The organism is Hymenobacter roseosalivarius DSM 11622 (assembly GCF_900176135.1).
Lineage (GTDB): Bacteria > Bacteroidota > Bacteroidia > Cytophagales > Hymenobacteraceae > Hymenobacter > Hymenobacter roseosalivarius.
In genome coordinates this window covers 26,096-42,780 of sequence record NZ_FWWW01000102.1, presented here as the reverse complement: position 1 = coordinate 42,780, position 16,685 = coordinate 26,096, and the positions used below count along the sequence as shown (strand labels likewise).

The window sequence follows — 16,685 nt, the reverse complement described above, 5'->3', positions numbered from 1 at the left end:
TGNGGCTTTTTTATGACTTATGCTTTCTCGGCACGGCTTAGTTGCGAACTAAAGGCAGCGCCACATTCACGGCTGCTCCGCGCACCCGTACAATGTAGGAACCATGTGGTAGCGCCTGCACCTGCAGCGGGTGTTCCTGCTGACCGGCCAGCGTAAGTACCTGGAGGCTGCGGCCCGTCAGATCAAGCAGCTGTACCTGGTAGTTGCCAGCGGGCAAGCCAGTCAAGTCAAGCGTAGCACCGCCCTGAGTTGGGTTGGGGTACACCGACACATCTACTTTGATAGCGTCAACAAATTTTACTGTGCGCACTGGGCTGAACGATGCTGTTCCATCGAAATCCAGCTGCTTCAGGCGGTAGTAGATCAGAGACCCAAAACGGGCGGCGCCAGCGTCGGTGAAGCCGTATTTTGACTGCTGCGTGCTGGTACCTTTGCCGCGAACGGTTCCGATAGAGCTAAAAGTCAAGCCATCGAGGGAGCGCTCTACCACAAAGCGGTCATTATTCAGTTCCGAGGCCGTAGTCCAGCTGAGTTGAGCATCCAGGCGAGCTGCCGTAGCTGTAAACTGTCTCAGCTCCACTGGTAGCGGACGTACGATAGTTACGTCTTCGGCATTGCTGGAAGCAGCGGCGTAGTTGCTACCCGATACAGTACCTCCTCCGGCGAAAGTGCCAGCGGGTGATACCGTGCTTGTAGCCGTGAGGCGGGTAGGATCGAGGAACCGAACAGTTGCAGAGGCCTGGTAAGCCGTGTTGTTTACAGCAGTATTGGCAATGGTGGCCCGGAAGGAAATTCTAAGCGTAGCGCCGGCCGGAATAACCAGATTACCGAATGTTGGTGTGCTTACACTACTAGTTGGGACAGTGTAGCCGATATAGGGCGAAGAACTGCCATCAGCCAGTGTTAGGATCACAGTAGGAGCCACTGTGTTGTCATACTTGAAGAGGTCAGTGGTTAGCGTTGTTTCTACGTCTACTCCTGTTGCCGCCCCACCCGTGTTTGATACAACAAGTATATACGTAGCAGGATTTACCGCGTCGCCACTACGCGTTACATTGGGGGTTGGAGTCGACAAAGCAGCAGTGAGCGTAGGTAAGCAAGAGCCAGCCCCGGCAATGTTATTAGTCGGAACAGCAGTAATACTGATAGCTGCCGTCGGAACCGCTGTGCCTGCACCGGCGCCGAAAGTGCCACCATTTGTGGTGCCAGCTGCTCCGGCCGTTCCAGAGAAGCCGCCCGTAGCTAAGGTGCCGTTTGAATAGGCTAAGCCGCCGCCGCCGCCGCCGCCAGAACCATACTCGGCAGTTCCATTGATGGTACTGCCACCATTGCCACCTCTCGCCTGCACCGAAATGTTATTCAGACCGTCGGCAACCGTAGCAGGAGGAGTAGCGCGCACGAGTACTGTGCCACCCGCGCCGCCGCCGCCGCCGCCGGAGGTGTTACCGTTAGCTGATGGGGCATTGCTACCGTTGGCCACTAGTAATCCATTACCGCTTATCGAACCAGTTTGCAGCATGATAATGCCTCCACCGATGCCACCGCTGCTAGCTGTAGCATTCGCATCATTAGTAGAGCCTGCGCCTCCGCCACCGCCTAGTACGATGCGCGAAATAGAAGCATTGGCCGTAGTAGCGCCGCTTTCTGCTCGTAAGCCAGTCCCACTATTACTTGATTGGTAGCCATAACCCCCAACTCCACCATTGGCACCATTACCACCGCCAGCACCGCCAGCGTTGCCAGCGTTATTATATGTATTAACGGCAACGCTACCATTTCCAGTAGCAACACCATAATCTGTTGCACCGCCACCAGCATTTCCAGGAGCACCGGCGCCATTGCTGCCACCGAAATAACCATCCGTAGAGACACCATTAATGGTATTGGTAATGACTGCTGTGCCATTGAAGATGTTGCGGGGTGAGCCGGCAGTGCCTTCACCTTTCGAACCGTGTGCCAAGGCAGCAGCAGTAACGTAATCAGTTCTATTGGCTGCTGTACCTGAGTAGCTAACGCCACCACCACCACGGAATCCTTTGGCCGTCATGTCAATGGAGGCATTGGAAATGAAACGAGTCTGGCCTGCTACGTCCATTACAAGTACACCGCCAGTCGTGCCATTCCAGGCTGGCCCTGTGAGCGTGCCCGTGATAGTAACAGCAGAGTATTGTGGAACGCGGATAACCTGAAACCGACGCTGGGTGGTAGCACTAGTGCCAGTGGCGTTGCTCTCATATTGGTTTGTTACTCCTTTAGCCAGCGTTAGGGTACCGCCAGTCAAGGGCACATCACTCGTGGCAATGGCGTATTCATACTTGCCGGCCGTGTACGTGGCGTCATTAGTGATTGTACCATAAGAAGCTAAGTTATCCGTAGTCATGGTGGCACCCTGCATCTGCATAATCAAGATCAAGTCACCAGTGCGGATAGGGGCTGCTCCCGCTGAGGCTGCACCGAGCGTAATGCTGGCTTGGCCAGCCGTAACAGCGGTAGGAATGGCTACAGGGAAGTAAGTGTTGGGTACTGAGGTGCCAGAAAGGGCCTCAAATCCATCCTTGCCAGGAGTAGCGCAAGCAGTAGCCACGTTCGCAATGCCAGCGACCGTAGTCGTTACGGTAGCAATATTGTTGCCTGGGGTAGGATCGGGTACGCCGGAAGTAAAGCCTGCTGTACCTGTGATGGTACCCGAGCCTGGTGGCGTAAAGGTTACTGCGTTGATAATAGCCGGATCATTGGCTGGTAGGCTGCCCACCGTGGCGAACGTAATTACCTGCTCGCTTCCGACAGTAGCAATGGTAGAATTAGCTGGACGGCTAATGTTGGTAGCCGTAAGGGGCAACCGTAAGGTTGGCGCCACGTTAAGCGCAGTTTCTAACCCTAAATTAGTGGTGGATACGGTGTAAGTTACCCGTGAGCCTGGATTAGCGGTAGTTGGTCCGCTCACGCTGCTCGCCAAATCGGCTCCACTTACGTCTACCGTAATGGTGGCCTGATTAGAAAGCGTATTTAGGATGTCCCTAATGGTGTAAGGGATAGTAACAACGCCCGCAAACGTGTTGAGGGCGCTAAACGTGACAACCCCCTGCGTATTTACGGTGAAAGTGCCTTTGCCTGCCACGGTCAGCGTACGCTCAACGGTAGAAGTAGAAGGGTCCAAATCCACGGTGGCCCGATCTAGGCTGCTGCCGGTGGCTTCATCGTTGGCGGTCACATCATACGAGGCTGCCGTGCCGTAACGCGTCCCAAACCGATCATTATTGGCGACAGTAGGATTCACGACAGCCAGGCTGCGAATCTCGTGCACGTTATTGCTACCCCCGGTAGAGCCGGCAAACCCGATTCGTAAGTTGTTGGGCGCTTTAGGTACACGCAGGCTATTAATGGCTGTGTAAACCTGGGTGCCATGTTGAATGCGTACCGTAATCAAGTACGTTTGGTCAGGCTGGGGTATAGCGTCGATGAAAGCCCGCCGGTAATCAGGGCTGCCACTCTGAGCCCGTGCTGTTCCAGTTTCCAGAGTGAAGGGCAACACCCCAGTACCCGCCAGGTAAGGATAGTCCGTGTTGCTGTTACCGTTGCCTGCCCCCCGAATGGCAATAGAGTTGGGTGTGCGACCATCGGTAGTTATGCCAGCACCTGTCGTCCGGCCACCTACCCGTCCCTCTGTAACGTTAGAAAAATTGCCGAACTCGTCGATACCAATACCGATGTAGCCAGAAGGAACCCCCACACTATTCGTAGGATTGGTAGGATCAGCAAGAACCTTCTGCGCATAACCCAAAGAGCCCCCCGAAGCACCACTCGTAAAGCTTGCCGCACTTACCTTGTCGGCATCGACCAGAAACACTGAAAAACCATCGGCGCCCGTGGTGGTGGTTTTGCCGTAGGAGAAAAATTCGAAAGAGATACTAAATCCACTGGGAGTAGGGAAGGAAGTGCCGTCAATGGCGAAGCCGGCTTGGTTTGCTATAGCACCAGTTAGTCGTAGATAGCCGCTGCCCTCCGCATCGGTAGAGCCGCCAGTAAGCACTGCGCTACCCCCAACCCGGAATCCGGTAGCCGTACTCCTGTTAAACGGTTCAACCCGTGGAAACTGTGCCTGTGCTCGCTGCCCAAACGATAATAAGACCAGTGACGCACTCGCTATTCGCAAAAGCTTTCGAACAGTATCCGACCGTCTGTTGAAGGGGGTAAGAATTGTTTTCATGAACAATAAAGAATAGTGGAATTGTTTTTTAATAAGAGCAAAGAAAGCTCCGAAAAATGCCTTGAAATTGCATTATACTCGAAAAAATCTGGATATTTGTTCCTTAAGAGCTTGCATTACACGTTAGTATAAAAAATTATAAAGAAATGAATATTTAAAATACTTGCACTGAAGATTATAAATGATTCAATAATTTAATACATAACATTAGAGCTTATACCTACTACTGGGTTATGGCATTTTAGGTGACCCTTTTCGTTTACATGAATGCCTGAAATGGCCTGCAAATGGCCGCGCAACATGGCGGAAGCAGGCCACTTGCAGAAGCTTGAAGTCCCTTAAACCAATAGTCAGTATAAGCTCTATTCTAGTAGAAGCTTTTTGAAAAATGAAATTAGTCTGATTTCTGGCCCGATGCTTGCTTAAAACTTATCCGAAAGAATAGTTTTTTTAGGTGTTTTGGTTGTGGAAAGGGGCCTCGCTAAGCGGGGCCTTTTTTTTGCCCATCAGTTTATGGCATTCCTCAGAACCACGAGCACAAAAAAGCCCCCCAGGTATTTCTGGGGGGCTTTTTCTGTGCTTATGGGTTTGGTCAGTTAATGAATTACCCGAAGCTGGTACTTCGGTTCGGTGCCGGGGGCAGTAGGAACCACGAAGGCTCCCACGCGGCTGGGGCCATAGCCTAGATTTAACTTTATGAACTCGTCGCGCACAGGCAGAAGCTCAATAATCTCGCGGCGAAGCAGGTCCAGATCGGTAATCATATTGTTGAGGCGCTGCTGCAACTCATCGGAGTGCTGATCGAAGCTGCCGGTGGGAGGGCGCTGCTCAAAACCGTCGGCGGCGGCGGGTAAATCCGTGGTTGCCAGCGAGCGGGCTTCTATCTGAGTCTTTTTCAACTCTTCCTCCGCTTCCAGATAAGCTTTAACTTTTTCTTCGAGTGGAAGAAGCGCCGGATTCAGGTAATCAAGGTTGCTGGCCATAAGTAGCGAAAATAAAAGTGTTGGTGTCTTTCCAACGCAAATAGGGGCGGCAAGGATGCACCAGCGTAATAAGAACGCGGCATTGCCAACGAATCTGAGACATTAAAAATTTGACTCCGAACCTGCACCTCCAGTATATTTATTTTTAGTATTCAGTGTGATAGGCAAGGAGCCAGGTGCAGCATGTCGAGGCTGCCGAAAAATAATGTATCCTTTACCAATAGCCACTCGTAGGAAAAAACATCAACACAAATTTTATTTTTGTTGGTATCCTAATTAATGTTTCCTTTGTCAAATAAATTAATTTATTCCTCTTTCAAATCCTCCCAAAATGGCCGCAGCAGATTTAAACAAACTACAGCAACTTCTTCAAAATGCAGAAGATAATGAGATGGTACTGACCCAGGTTCGTAAGAATATGGAAAAACTGACCAGCCTAATCAGCGAAACCAATGCATTGCTGGATCCCTCTTATACCCCAGAACGCAAGGAACGCAAGCCCCGCGCTGCTGGCACGGGAACGGCCGGCCGTCGTGGACGCCCCAGAAAAGAGGCTGCGGCTGAGTAATTAAGCCCTAAGCGCATACATGAAGAAGCCCCGGTCTAGCTAAAAGGCCGGGGCTTCTTGCATAAATATCAATCATTCTATAGCACTATCTCTTCAATAGTTAATAATAAATCATAGCCTACGGATAATGAAATTCCGCTGAGGCTTCTGCATTATATCGCTTGAACTCCTGAAATAATGGTAGCAGTAAAGCTATAATCTGCCTTTTATAAATAAAAAATTAACATAGGCAGCTATTGATTAGATAGATTTACCGCTGTTTCTGCCCAACAACTTCTATTGTTACTTTTAAATAATTCATATCCCCTTGGAGTAACTCCGCGTATCTTCGACGTATGACTTCCTCTTCCGCTACCTCCGATCCGTTAGGCCGCGCATTAACTGCGTATTTGCGCGGCGATAAATCTGCCACGCTTACCGTGCATACCAACGTGAGCGAAGACGAGCCACTGCCCGCCAGTTATTTTTTTCGGTCGCTTTGGGAAATGCCTGATTTAGAGCGTCGCGCTTTGGAGGAATGCCAGGGCAGAGTGCTGGACTTAGGGGCCGGCGCGGGGGCGCATGCGTTGGAATTGCAAAATCGTGGCTTTTCCGTGCGCGCCCTCGACGTATCGGCCGGCGCGGTGCAGGTGATGCACGAGCGTGGCGTGCGCGAAGTAGCCCACCATAACCTGTTTGACATTCCCGCTACCGGCGAGCAGTTCGATACCATCCTGATGCTGATGAATGGCTTGGGCCTGGTGGGTACACTCGAAGGACTGGCGCGCTTTCTGAAGCACGCACGCGGCTTTCTGGCGCCTGGGGGGCAAATTCTGGCCACTTCATCCGACGTTGCTTACCTCTATGAAGATGAAGAAGGTGCCCTGCTCATTGATCTTAATGGCCCTTATTACGGCGAGATAGAATACGCCATGACGTACGAGGGCGAAATGGGTACGCCTTTTCAATGGCTTTTTGTGGAAGCCAGCATTTTGCAGGACTATGCCGAAGAAGCCGGCTATGAGCTGGAAATTGTTGCCGAGGACGAACAGCAGCAGTACTTGGCCCGCCTGACGCTGAGCGCCGGCGCGCACGACGTGAATCAGTAAGCGAAAAAATAGCTACCGGGCAAACGAAAACTTTCCCATTGATACCGCCGGAATTCCTGGTCGGCTGCTACCCAGCGGAGCGTTGCTGCCGACCAGGCTTTCATTTGCCAGCACCGCGAAAAGAACGGCTTCTTTCGCGTCGGGATTGATGCCCAGATCGTGGGTAGTGAGAAAACGGCAGTTCGGCAGCTGTAAGCGTAAAGCCCGCATCAGTACGGGGTTGTGCATGCCGCCGCCGCTGGCATATACTGTCAGCGGGGCACTGGAAGTCGGAAAGCAGCGCCGAATAGCCCCTACAATGCCCTCCGCGCTGAATGCGACGAGCGTGGCCAGCAGATCGGCAGGGGAGAGGCCCAGTGAGCCGCTGCGTTGCTGGGCCTGCACTACGTAGTCGCGGCTAAATAGCTCCGGACCGGTCGTTTTGGGAAAGTCGGCGGCGTAAAACGGATGATCGAGCAATGCGCGCAGCAGGGGTTCGTGCACCTGACCCTGAGCAGCAATGGTGCCGTCGGTATCGTAGCTTTTGCCAGGGAAATAAAGCTGCGTAAACGCGTCCAGCAGCGTATTGCCGGGGCCGACATCGGTCGAGAACATCGTCTCCACATCGAGGGTGCCGGGCAGAAAGGTGAAGTTGGCGATACCGCCCATATTGAGCAGAATCCGGTCTTCGCCAGCTTTGGAAAACAGCAGATAGTCACCGTACACGGCAAGTGGCGCGCCCTCGCCACCGGCCGCTACGTGCTTCTGCCGAAAGTCGCTGATGGTGAGAATGCCGGTGCGCACGGCCAGATGGTCGCCGTCGCCGATCTGGAGGGTGGCGTTCGGAAAATTGGGTTTGCCATGTTGGCTTCGGGGCGCATGAAACACCGTTTGGCCGTGGCTGGCAATGCAATCCACCTGCTGGGGGGCAATTTCCCAGGCTCGCAGGCAGTCCAGAACCATGTCGGCGTGCAGCAGCGCAATCCAGGGGTTGAGCAGACACAGATGCTCAAACTCGATGGTATTTTGGGCAAACACCCGCCTGATTTCAGCTTTCACCGACTCAGCATACGGCACCGTGGCAAACTGCTCTACCCGCACCCGCGTAGCCGGTCCGCTGCCTTCACACAGGCACAGCGCCACATCAAGGCCATCAAGCGAGGTGCCCGACATCAGGCCGATGATTCGGCGCTGGGGCTTTTGGGCAATGGTGAGGAGGTGGTGCAGGTTGGGGTTCATAGGTGGGTAAAAGTGCGGCAAACATTCAGGGAGTCCAAATCAAGGTTGCCAAGAACGAGGTTATATGGGCTGCTTCAGCTTGAATAAGCCTGAATCTTCGGTGAAAAATGCTAAGTATCAGCAGTAGGCAGTATCTTACCCATACCTATTTCCACGCTTTCTCATTCTTCCTTTCCACCAAACCTCTTTTTATGGTACACCTATACTCGCCCGCAGCGAATCGGTTCCGGCAGTTTGGCAGCACAACCATTGCCTGGCTAGGGCTTTTGCTGCTGATACTTAGTAGTTCCGCGGCGTGGGCCCAGAATGTTGCTTATACTATTCGAGGGCGCGTGACGGATGCCAATGGAGGCGCCGGCTTGCCCGGTGCCACGGTGCGCATTGCCAATACGGTGCTGGCCACGGCTACTGGCACCGATGGCGCCTATGAGCTGCGCGCATCGGTTCGGCCTGGCACGTACCAGCTGGCCATCAGCTCAGTAGGCTACGCCAACATCACGCAGCCGCTGACACTTGGCACCGAAACCCAGATTACTGCTGATGCTGCGCTACGTGAAGACTTGGTGGGGCTGAAAGAAGTAGTCGTAACCGGCAACTCGGTGGCCACCAGCAAGCAGCAGCTCGGCAATGCCATCAGTACGGTAAGCGCACGGGAGCTAAACCAAGGTGCCGCTGTGCAGATTGATCAGGCTTTGCAGGGCAAAGTGGCCGGGGCCCAGATTTCGCAGAACTCGGGTAACCCGGCGGGGGGCATTTCGGTGCGGCTGCGTGGTACCAATACCGTCGTGGGCTCCTCCGATCCGCTCTATATAATTGATGGGGTGATCGTAAACAATGAGTCACCCGACTTGCTCGACTTGGGTGGCTACGCCCAAAACCGCCTCGTAGACCTCAACCCCGCCGACATCGACCGCATCGAAATAATTAAGGGCGCGGCGGCGGCGGCCATTTATGGTTCGCGAGCCTCGAACGGCGTGGTGCAGATTTTTACCAAGCGTGGCAAGGAAGGCAAGCCCGCCATCACGGTATCGAGTAATCTTATCGTGTCGCAAATCCGCAAAACGCTGGATTACAACGACTACCCATTTCGCTTTGTCAATACCGCCGCTAACGCCGCCGCCAACGCCGACCTGACCCAAGTACCGGCGGAGCGCTTCGACTATCAGGACCAGATTTTTCGTAGGGCCGTGGGCACGGATAACTACCTGTCGGTATCGGGCGGGAGCCAGGCTACGCGTTACTTTTTCTCAGGCTCTTACTTTAAAAATCAGGGCATCGTGGATGCCACTGACTTTGAGCGCAAGACTGGTCGCCTACGCCTTCAGCAAACGCTGACCAACTGGGCTAGTATCTCGGGCGGGGCCAATTATACGCTCAGCAGCAGCCGCGAAATCCCGAACGGCGGCCTCAACAACGCTTACGGGGCACTGACTGGCTTTATTTTCAGTAATAACTTCGTAAACCCCGCGCCCGATCCAATCACCGGCATTTACCCCAGCACCAGCCCCAATTTTTTGCGGCGCACCAATCCGCTGGAAGCCATCAACCGCTTTGATTTCCGCCAGCGCACTTCCCGTTTTATCGGCGACGTGCAGCTGAATCTTACCCCATTCGCAGGCTTTACGGCCGACTATGTGTTTGGCTTCGATACTTATACTCAAATAGGCACGGCGTTTATTCCGCGCGGCAATACCACGCCCGACTACGCCACCGGCTTCGCCCGCCGCGCCGACCAGACTGTGCTCCAGTACAACAGTGACCTGACCCTGGGCTACAAGCGCAACCTCACCGAGTGGCTGGAATCCACCACCAGCGTGGGAGCCACCTGGCAGTACGACGAGGCCCTGATCAGCGGCATTACGGCCCAGCAGCTTAACGTAGGAATTGGGACTACCAATGCCGGTACCAGCGTGGCCAGTGATTTTCGTCGGGAGCGCAACATTGAAGGCTACTACATACAGCAAACCTTTGGGCTGGGGCAGCGCCTGTTCCTGACCGGGGCTCTGCGCGTGGATGCTTCCTCACAGTTTTATGATCAAATTAACGACGATGCAAACTGGCAGCGTTTTTTGAAGGGTAGCGCGGCCTACGTGCTGTCGGAAGAGAGCTTCTGGAAAAATAGCCCCCTGGCCACTGCCGTGTCCTCGCTGAAGCTGCGCGCCTCCTATGGCCAGGCCGGCAACGTGAGTGTGATCAATGACTATGGAAAGCTCACCAACTACATTTCCCTGCCCAGCCCCGGCGGGTTACAGGGGGTAGTCCGGCCGCCCCGACTCGGCGACCCGCGCCTAGACCCCGAGCGTCAGGAAGAGTTGGAAGTAGGGTTTGACGCGGGTTTCCTGAACGGTCGGTTGGGTGTGGAGGCCACTTATTTTGATAAGCAGACGCCTAACCTCCTGCTTGACCGCACCTTCGAGCCTAGCCGCGGCTTTCTCAATGGCTTACAGAACGTAGGTACTGTTTCAAACAAAGGCGTGGAGGTGCTGGTGCGGGCCGTACCCGTGCAGAGCAAGTTGGTAACCTGGAACGTAACGGCTACCTACACTCGCAACCGCAACGAGATCAATGGCATTGAGGGCAACGGAATCCTACCCTTTGCCGGGGGCTTCGGGCAGGTAGCGGCCGTAAACGGGGAGCCGGTCGGGGTGTTTTACAGCACCTACTTCGCCCGCAACCCCGATGGCTCCCTGCTGCTCACGCCCACTGGCTTTCCCCAGCGCGAGCTGGGCGTGAACGGCGTACCGCAGCGGCGCGCCGACGGCCAGCCCAGCGGCTCGGTGCTGAGCAAAGTCATCGGCGACCCCAACCCCGACTACCTGGCGTCTCTCATCAACGAAGTAACCGTGGCCGGCAAGCTCAGCTTCCGCCTCCAGCTCGACGCGGTGCAGGGCTTCGATGTGTTCAACTTCACCCGGCGCGTGGGCGAGCGGGACTTCTACGGCGGCCTGGCCGGCTACGAGCCCGAGCTACGCGGCGAAGTACCCAAAGGCACCAGCGCGGCCCTGTTCGGTATTTTTGAAAACTACATCGAGGATGGCTCCTACGTGAAGTTGCGCGAGGCCTCAGTAGCGTACACGCTCACGCCCAAGTTTCTGGGCTTGCAGAACGTGCGGGCCAGCGTCACGGGCCGCAACCTGCTGGTATTTACCGACTATAGTGGCTACGACCCCGAGGTAAACGCCGCTGGTCAGAGCACGGTGGTGCGCAACTTCGACTTCGTGGAAGTACCCATTCCGCGCACGGTTACCCTGGGCCTGAGCGCCAGCTTCTAACTTAAATCGCTACTGCCATGAAATCCATTAAAACCCGACTGACCCTGCTCGTACTCGGCGGCTTGCTGCTGACCGCCCCAGCCTGCGACCTGAACCTGCCCAATCCCAACAGCCCGCCGGAGTCGCAGGTGCTTACCACCCGCGACGGCCTGCTGGCCCTGAGCGTGGGGATGCGCCAATTTTACGGTAACAGCGCCTTGGAACCCATTATTCTGTCGACTGGCACGACGGCGCTGGAACTGCGGGGCGTGTCTACGTTTACCAACGTGTTGGAGATTGAGGCGGGCGGCGCGGCCCTGCCCAACAACAACGCTAACGTGCTGGCCCTGTGGTCGCGCCTGCTGCGGGTAGCGGGCATGGCCGAAGATCTGATTGCCAACGCGCCCACCGTCTTCAGCGCCGACCCCGCCACCCGCGACGCGGTGCTGGCACACGCTTATCTTTTTCGGGCTATTGCCCTGGGCACCCTGGCGCAATATTTCGAGCAGGCCCCGCTGACCACGAGTCCGGTCGGGTCGCCGGCGGCCACCTTCGTACCCCGCGAGCAGCTCCAGGCCGAGGCTATCCGTTTGCTCGACGCCGCCCAGCAGCTGATTACGGCCACGCCGCCCTCCGCCAATTTTACTACCCAGGTACTGGGCACTAGCTTTAATCTGGGCAATACCATCAACGCCTACCGGGTGCGCTACAACTTGCAAGTAAGCAACTACGCCGCCACGCTGGCCGCCGCCGCCTTAGTCAATCTGAGCAGCACGTCTACTTTTCAGTTCAATACGCAGAATCCAAACCCCATCTTTCAGTCGGCGGTAATAGCCAAGAACTTTCGGCCCCGTGAGCTGACTGGCTTTGGCCTGCCCGCCGCCCTGGCCGAGCCCAATGATGCGCGGGTGCGGTTCTATATTGCCGAAGAGCGAATTGGCACCAACACGCTGCCCCTGGTGGCTGGCTTTTTTCGGGCCATTGACGCGCCGATTCCCGCTTATTTGCCCGATGAAATTCGGCTGAGCCGGGCTGAGGCGCTGGTGCGCAGCGGCGGCAGCCTGACTGCTGCCCTGCAAGACATCAATGCCGTGCGCACCCAGGCTCCGGCTGCCGACCCGTTTGGCGTGGGGGGCAATTTACCCGCCTACGGCGGGGCCGTCACCGCTGATGCGCTGTTGCTCGAAATATACCGCCAGCGCAGCGCTGAGTTATATATGACCGGCCTGCGTTTGCCCGACAGCCGCCGCTTTGGCCGCCCTGGCCCCGGCCAGCCGAACGCCGAGCGCACCCGTAATTTCTACCCCTATCCCCAACAGGAGCGCCTGACCAACCCCAACGTGCCCGAAGACCCGGCTATCTGAAGTGAGCGGGTAAGTAGGTAGTAAAAAAGCCCCCCGACGAGTTGCTGGGGGGCTTTTCATGCAAGTATACCGGCTCTTGTAAGCTGGGGTTGAGCTATTGAACGAAGTAGAGACACCAAAATGCACCTTCGTGCTATTGGAGCGCAAACGCCAACAGTTGTTTGGCGGAAGGCGTTATTTTGCTGCCCAAATACTTGCCCCCCGACCTTTTACCCCAAGCCAGTAGCAATGTCCGTCTACGAAAAAACCTTCACCGTGCGCTGGGCCGATATGGACCCCAACGTGCATATGCGTCACTCCGCCTACACCGATTATGCCGCCCAGGTCCGCCTCGATTTTCTGGCCGATCAGGGTTTTACCATGCGCCGCTTTGCCGAGTTACGTATCGGGCCTATTCTATTTCGCGAAGACACCCGCTTCCTGAAGGAAATTGGCATCAGCGAAACCATTCGGGTGACAGCCGAGTTGGGCGGGCTGAGCGCCGACGGCAGCCGCTGGCGCATTATTCATACGATATACAAAGCCGATGGACGCATGGCCGCAACCGTATCGGTAGATGGCGCCTGGCTCGACCTCAGCCTGCGTAAGCTTACCGTTCCCCCGGCCGAGATGGTGGAGGCGTTTCAGCACGCCACCCGCCACGAAACCTACGCCGATATCGTGCGCGAGAAGAAGGAGTAACCTTTTGGTTTACGTTGACTAATCATGCTTATGCGCCACCACAGCCGGCGGGGGCAGCGCGGCAACGGTATGCGCAATGCGGCTGACCTGGCGCTGATGGTGCAGCACATGGTCAACCATGAAATCGAGGGTTTGGTAAATAGTGAGCATACCGGACCGAGGGTGCTTGAAAATGGCCCGATTCAGCAGCTTAGAGGGGTACTCATTCAGGGTGCGTTCCAGCCGGCGGCGCACGCTTTCCCATTCGGCCCGCAGAACGGGAAGTGGGGGCGCCTGATCAGGTGTCAGTTCCTTTAGCTTGGAAGGGGCCGCGAAGCGCAGAAAAGGCAGGCGCAGAAGCACGCGCAGCAAGCCCGACCGTAAAAATGCGCCCACGCCAGCGTCCTCCAAATCCTCCGTTTGTGCCAGCTTTTTGTCGATATACTGATTGATGCCCGTTTCAGCGACCAGCAGATGGTGCACTACCTGCGCCGCCGACCATTGTCCGGGACCCGGCGAGGTACTGGCTCGCTCGCCCAGCAGCTCCACCTGCGCTAAAAGTTGATTGGTAGCGCGTTCAAGCTGCTCAAAACGTAAATTCAGACGATGATTCATGATTGGGTAGGTCGGGGTAAAATGTGTCGTCCAACGGCGTAGCTTTGGCAAAAGATACGCAAAATATGCCCCCAAGTAAGCCCATCACTACTTATTAGGAATGGGAATCGAGCTACCAAATAGCGCCGCGTGCAAGGCTTGTAATTGAATCATGAGTTGGAATAATGTGCGAGATTTTCTGAGTCGCCCGCTGGCAGTTGGGTGGCAGGTAGCTTTTGTATGGATTATATATCTGATCTACCTGCCCTTTAACGACTTTCAGGGCGGAAATCTACAGCACGACGCCGTTCAATACTGGGTTATGGCGGTGAAGTTTCAGCGCCACCATCAGTCATTTTCCCTGCTTTATTACGATGACCCGCTTCGGGGGTATGTAGGGCCGTTGATGATGTTTCCAGCGTTGGCATTTCGCTTCTCGACCGATTGCTCCATGCTCACGGCCGCCAAGATGCTGGGCTCCGCATGGGCCGCCATCCTGTTCGGGTTCCTGATTCCCGGCTTATGGACGAGCATCACTAGCCGACGGATTGCAGCAGGACGCTGGCTGCTGCTAGTGTTAGCGGGCTTTATTTTCTGGCGGGACTTCTTCAGTTTCACCCTCACTGATATGCCGGCGCTGGGTACGTTGATACTGAGCCTGTGGCTGCTAAGCCGACCGGGGCTGCTAGCTTGGCTATTGGCCGGGCTGAGCATTGCCGCTACCTTTAATATGCGCCCCGTGTACCTAGTGAGCTTGCTGCCGTTTCTGGGTCTGGCAATTTGGTGGAGCCATCGGCACTCGCCCCGTGCCAGCGGCTGGCGCTGGGCCGCCCTTATTGTCGGCATGGCACTTACATTGGGCCCGCAGTGGGCCATCAATCGAATCCATTTTCAGGAGGACACGCCCCTGACTCTGGCTCGGATGACAGGCCATAAAGAATCATTTTACCTGAAGCAGCTTGCCTGGGGCACACGAGTGCAGCTGTATGATGGCGCTTTGGCTCATCCCGGCGCTTTACCTTATGCCGATGAGTCGGGCGTGAAGCTGTTTGAGCGGTTGAAGCAGCGGGAATACACGTCGTATACACAGTATCTGCAAATAGTAGCCCAGCAGCCAGTCGACTTTTTCCTGCGCTACGGTCGCCACCTGTTCAATGGGCTGGACATCCGGCATCCGACGCCTTATCGACTGACGGCAAACAGTCCGGAGTCACTTCCTCTGAAGCTGTTGAATTATGTGCTGGTAGCGCTGGCCCTAACTACCATCCGGGTTAAACAGCTGCGTTGGCAACACTATTTGGTATTGCTGGCGCTCCTGCTGCCTTGTACCGCGGCTATTCCTATTGCAATTGAGAATCGATTTTTTCTGCCGCTCCATCTGCTCCTGCTCAGCGCGGTGGCTTTTCTTTTCTCACCCGCTGAGTGGTGGCTTCGGTTTCGTTCTCGCCCGGCATTTGGTGTACTAGCTGCACTTGGGCTCATACTTTGGGTAGCGGGTTGCTGGTGGCTGTCGGAGGCAGTGGGCCAAACAATATGTCCTGGCTGCGTTCAAAAACTGCTTTATTAGCCTCACTCGAAGCAATACGCACAAAAAAGCAATGCCCGACACGGGGTCAGACATTGCTTTTTGTATAACTAAAGAGGCAGTTAAGCTTTCTGATACATCACTTCCTTCACCGCTTTCACCGTGCGCTCTACATTGGGCAACGACGCCTCAATGAGGGTCGGTGCGTAGGGCAGGGGCACGTCCATGCAGGTGATGCGAACTACGGGCGCATCGAGGTAGTCGAAGGCGCGGCGCTGGATGGTGTAGGTTAGCTCGGCACTGATGCTGGCCAGTGGCCAGGCTTCCTCAACGATAACAATGCGATTTGTCTTTTTTACCGACTCGATCAGCGTATCGTAATCGATGGGGCGCACCGAGCGCAGGTCGATAACTTCGGCTTCAATCCCTTCTTTAGCCAGCTCATCGGCGGCGGCCAACGCGATTTTCATCATTTTGCCGAAGCTGACGATGGTGACGCCAGTGCCGGGCCGAACAATATGGGCCTTGCCGATTTCCAGCAGGTATTCCTCCTCCGGTACTTCCCCTTTGTCGCCGTACATCTGCTCCGACTCCATGAAAATCACGGGATCTGGGTCGCGGATAGCACTTTTCAGCAAGCCTTTGGCATCATATGGGTTGCTGGGCACCACTACCTTCAGGCCGGGCGTATTGGCAAACCAGTTCTCGAAGTTCTGCGAGTGCTGGCTGGAGAGCATACCAGCGCTGCCCGTTGGCCCGCGAAACACGATAGGAATAGAATATTGCCCCCCAGACATCGAGTACATCTTGGCCGCCGAGTTGATGACCTGGTCAATAGCTACCAGCGAGAAGTTGAAGGTCATGAATTCGATAATGGGCAGCAAGCCATTCATGGCTGCACCTACACCTATACCGGCAAAGCCCAGCTCAGCAATGGGCGTATCAAGCACGCGCTCGGGGCCGAACTCGTCGAGCATACCCTGGCTTACTTTGTAAGCGCCATTATACTCGGCTACTTCTTCGCCCATCAGAAACACGCGCGGGTCACGGCGCATTTCTTCAGACATGGCTTCGCGTAGGGCTTCCCGGAATTGGATGGTCCGCATAGTTATTCTGGTTAACGAAATCGAAAGGTCAGAGACAGAAAAGCCGGCGCTACACCGGCCTGTAAAGCTACAACGCACAGGGCGCCGGGGCAAATGAAGGATGTAAGAACGAGGCTCCTAC

11 protein-coding genes are annotated in these 16,685 nt (G+C 55.4%); 6 read left to right on the top strand and 5 right to left on the bottom strand.

All coding sequences use genetic code 11. The annotated features are described in order from the left end of the window. Positions 1-37: 37 nt before the first annotated feature. Together B9A24_RS20055 and B9A24_RS20050 are read right to left on the bottom strand one after the other, a co-directional pair. Positions 38-4,030, bottom strand: coding sequence for a T9SS type A sorting domain-containing protein (locus B9A24_RS20055; protein WP_159452117.1), 3,993 nt, complete (start codon positions 4,028-4,030; stop codon positions 38-40). A 773-nt stretch (positions 4,031-4,803) separates the two neighbouring features. Next, entirely contained in the window at positions 4,804-5,190 is a 387-nt protein-coding gene (locus B9A24_RS20050) for a hypothetical protein (protein WP_084447805.1), read from the bottom strand. A 331-nt stretch (positions 5,191-5,521) separates the two neighbouring features. Here B9A24_RS20050 and B9A24_RS20045 point away from each other — a divergent pair, with 331 nt between their 5' ends. Beyond that, positions 5,522-5,758 carry a hypothetical protein gene (locus tag B9A24_RS20045; protein WP_084447804.1) on the top strand — a complete coding sequence of 79 codons (237 nt, stop codon included), beginning with the start codon at positions 5,522-5,524 and terminating at the stop codon, positions 5,756-5,758. Between the two features lie 335 nt (positions 5,759-6,093). Beyond that, positions 6,094-6,846, top strand: a complete 753-nt coding sequence (locus tag B9A24_RS20040; protein ID WP_084447803.1) for a class I SAM-dependent methyltransferase — start codon at positions 6,094-6,096, stop codon at positions 6,844-6,846. A 12-nt stretch (positions 6,847-6,858) separates the two neighbouring features. Here B9A24_RS20040 and B9A24_RS20035 read toward each other — a convergent pair whose 3' ends face one another. Continuing rightward, positions 6,859-8,064: an anhydro-N-acetylmuramic acid kinase gene (locus B9A24_RS20035; protein ID WP_084447802.1), complete on the bottom strand. Its 1,206-nt coding sequence runs from the start codon at positions 8,062-8,064 to the stop codon at positions 6,859-6,861. A gap of 191 nt (positions 8,065-8,255) precedes the next feature. Between B9A24_RS20035 and B9A24_RS20030 the strand changes: the two genes are divergently transcribed. The 3 genes from B9A24_RS20030 (at position 8,256) to B9A24_RS20020 (ending at position 13,360) form a co-directional block, all read left to right on the top strand. Continuing rightward, complete coding sequence (locus B9A24_RS20030) at positions 8,256-11,336, top strand: SusC/RagA family TonB-linked outer membrane protein (protein WP_084447801.1); 3,081 nt, start codon at positions 8,256-8,258, stop codon at positions 11,334-11,336. Between the two features lie 17 nt (positions 11,337-11,353). Continuing rightward, positions 11,354-12,679: a RagB/SusD family nutrient uptake outer membrane protein gene (locus tag B9A24_RS20025; RefSeq protein WP_143435116.1), complete on the top strand. Its 1,326-nt coding sequence runs from the start codon at positions 11,354-11,356 to the stop codon at positions 12,677-12,679. A gap of 228 nt (positions 12,680-12,907) precedes the next feature. Continuing rightward, positions 12,908-13,360, top strand: coding sequence for an acyl-CoA thioesterase (locus B9A24_RS20020; RefSeq protein ID WP_084447800.1), 453 nt, complete (start codon positions 12,908-12,910; stop codon positions 13,358-13,360). A gap of 18 nt (positions 13,361-13,378) precedes the next feature. Here B9A24_RS20020 and B9A24_RS20015 read toward each other — a convergent pair whose 3' ends face one another. After that, on the bottom strand, positions 13,379-13,954 hold the full coding sequence (locus B9A24_RS20015) for a DinB family protein (RefSeq protein ID WP_084447799.1): 576 nt from the start codon (positions 13,952-13,954) through the stop codon (positions 13,379-13,381). A 151-nt stretch (positions 13,955-14,105) separates the two neighbouring features. Between B9A24_RS20015 and B9A24_RS20010 the strand changes: the two genes are divergently transcribed. Next, the gene (locus B9A24_RS20010) at positions 14,106-15,500 is read left to right on the top strand and encodes a hypothetical protein (RefSeq protein ID WP_084447798.1); all 1,395 of its coding nucleotides are present in this window, start codon (positions 14,106-14,108) and stop codon (positions 15,498-15,500) included. Positions 15,501-15,580: 80 nt separating this feature from the next. On the opposite strand, the gene B9A24_RS20005 is transcribed toward B9A24_RS20010, so the two are convergent. Continuing rightward, positions 15,581-16,564, bottom strand: a complete 984-nt coding sequence (locus B9A24_RS20005) for a pyruvate dehydrogenase complex E1 component subunit beta (protein WP_084447797.1) — start codon at positions 16,562-16,564, stop codon at positions 15,581-15,583. Positions 16,565-16,685: the final 121 nt, after the last annotated feature.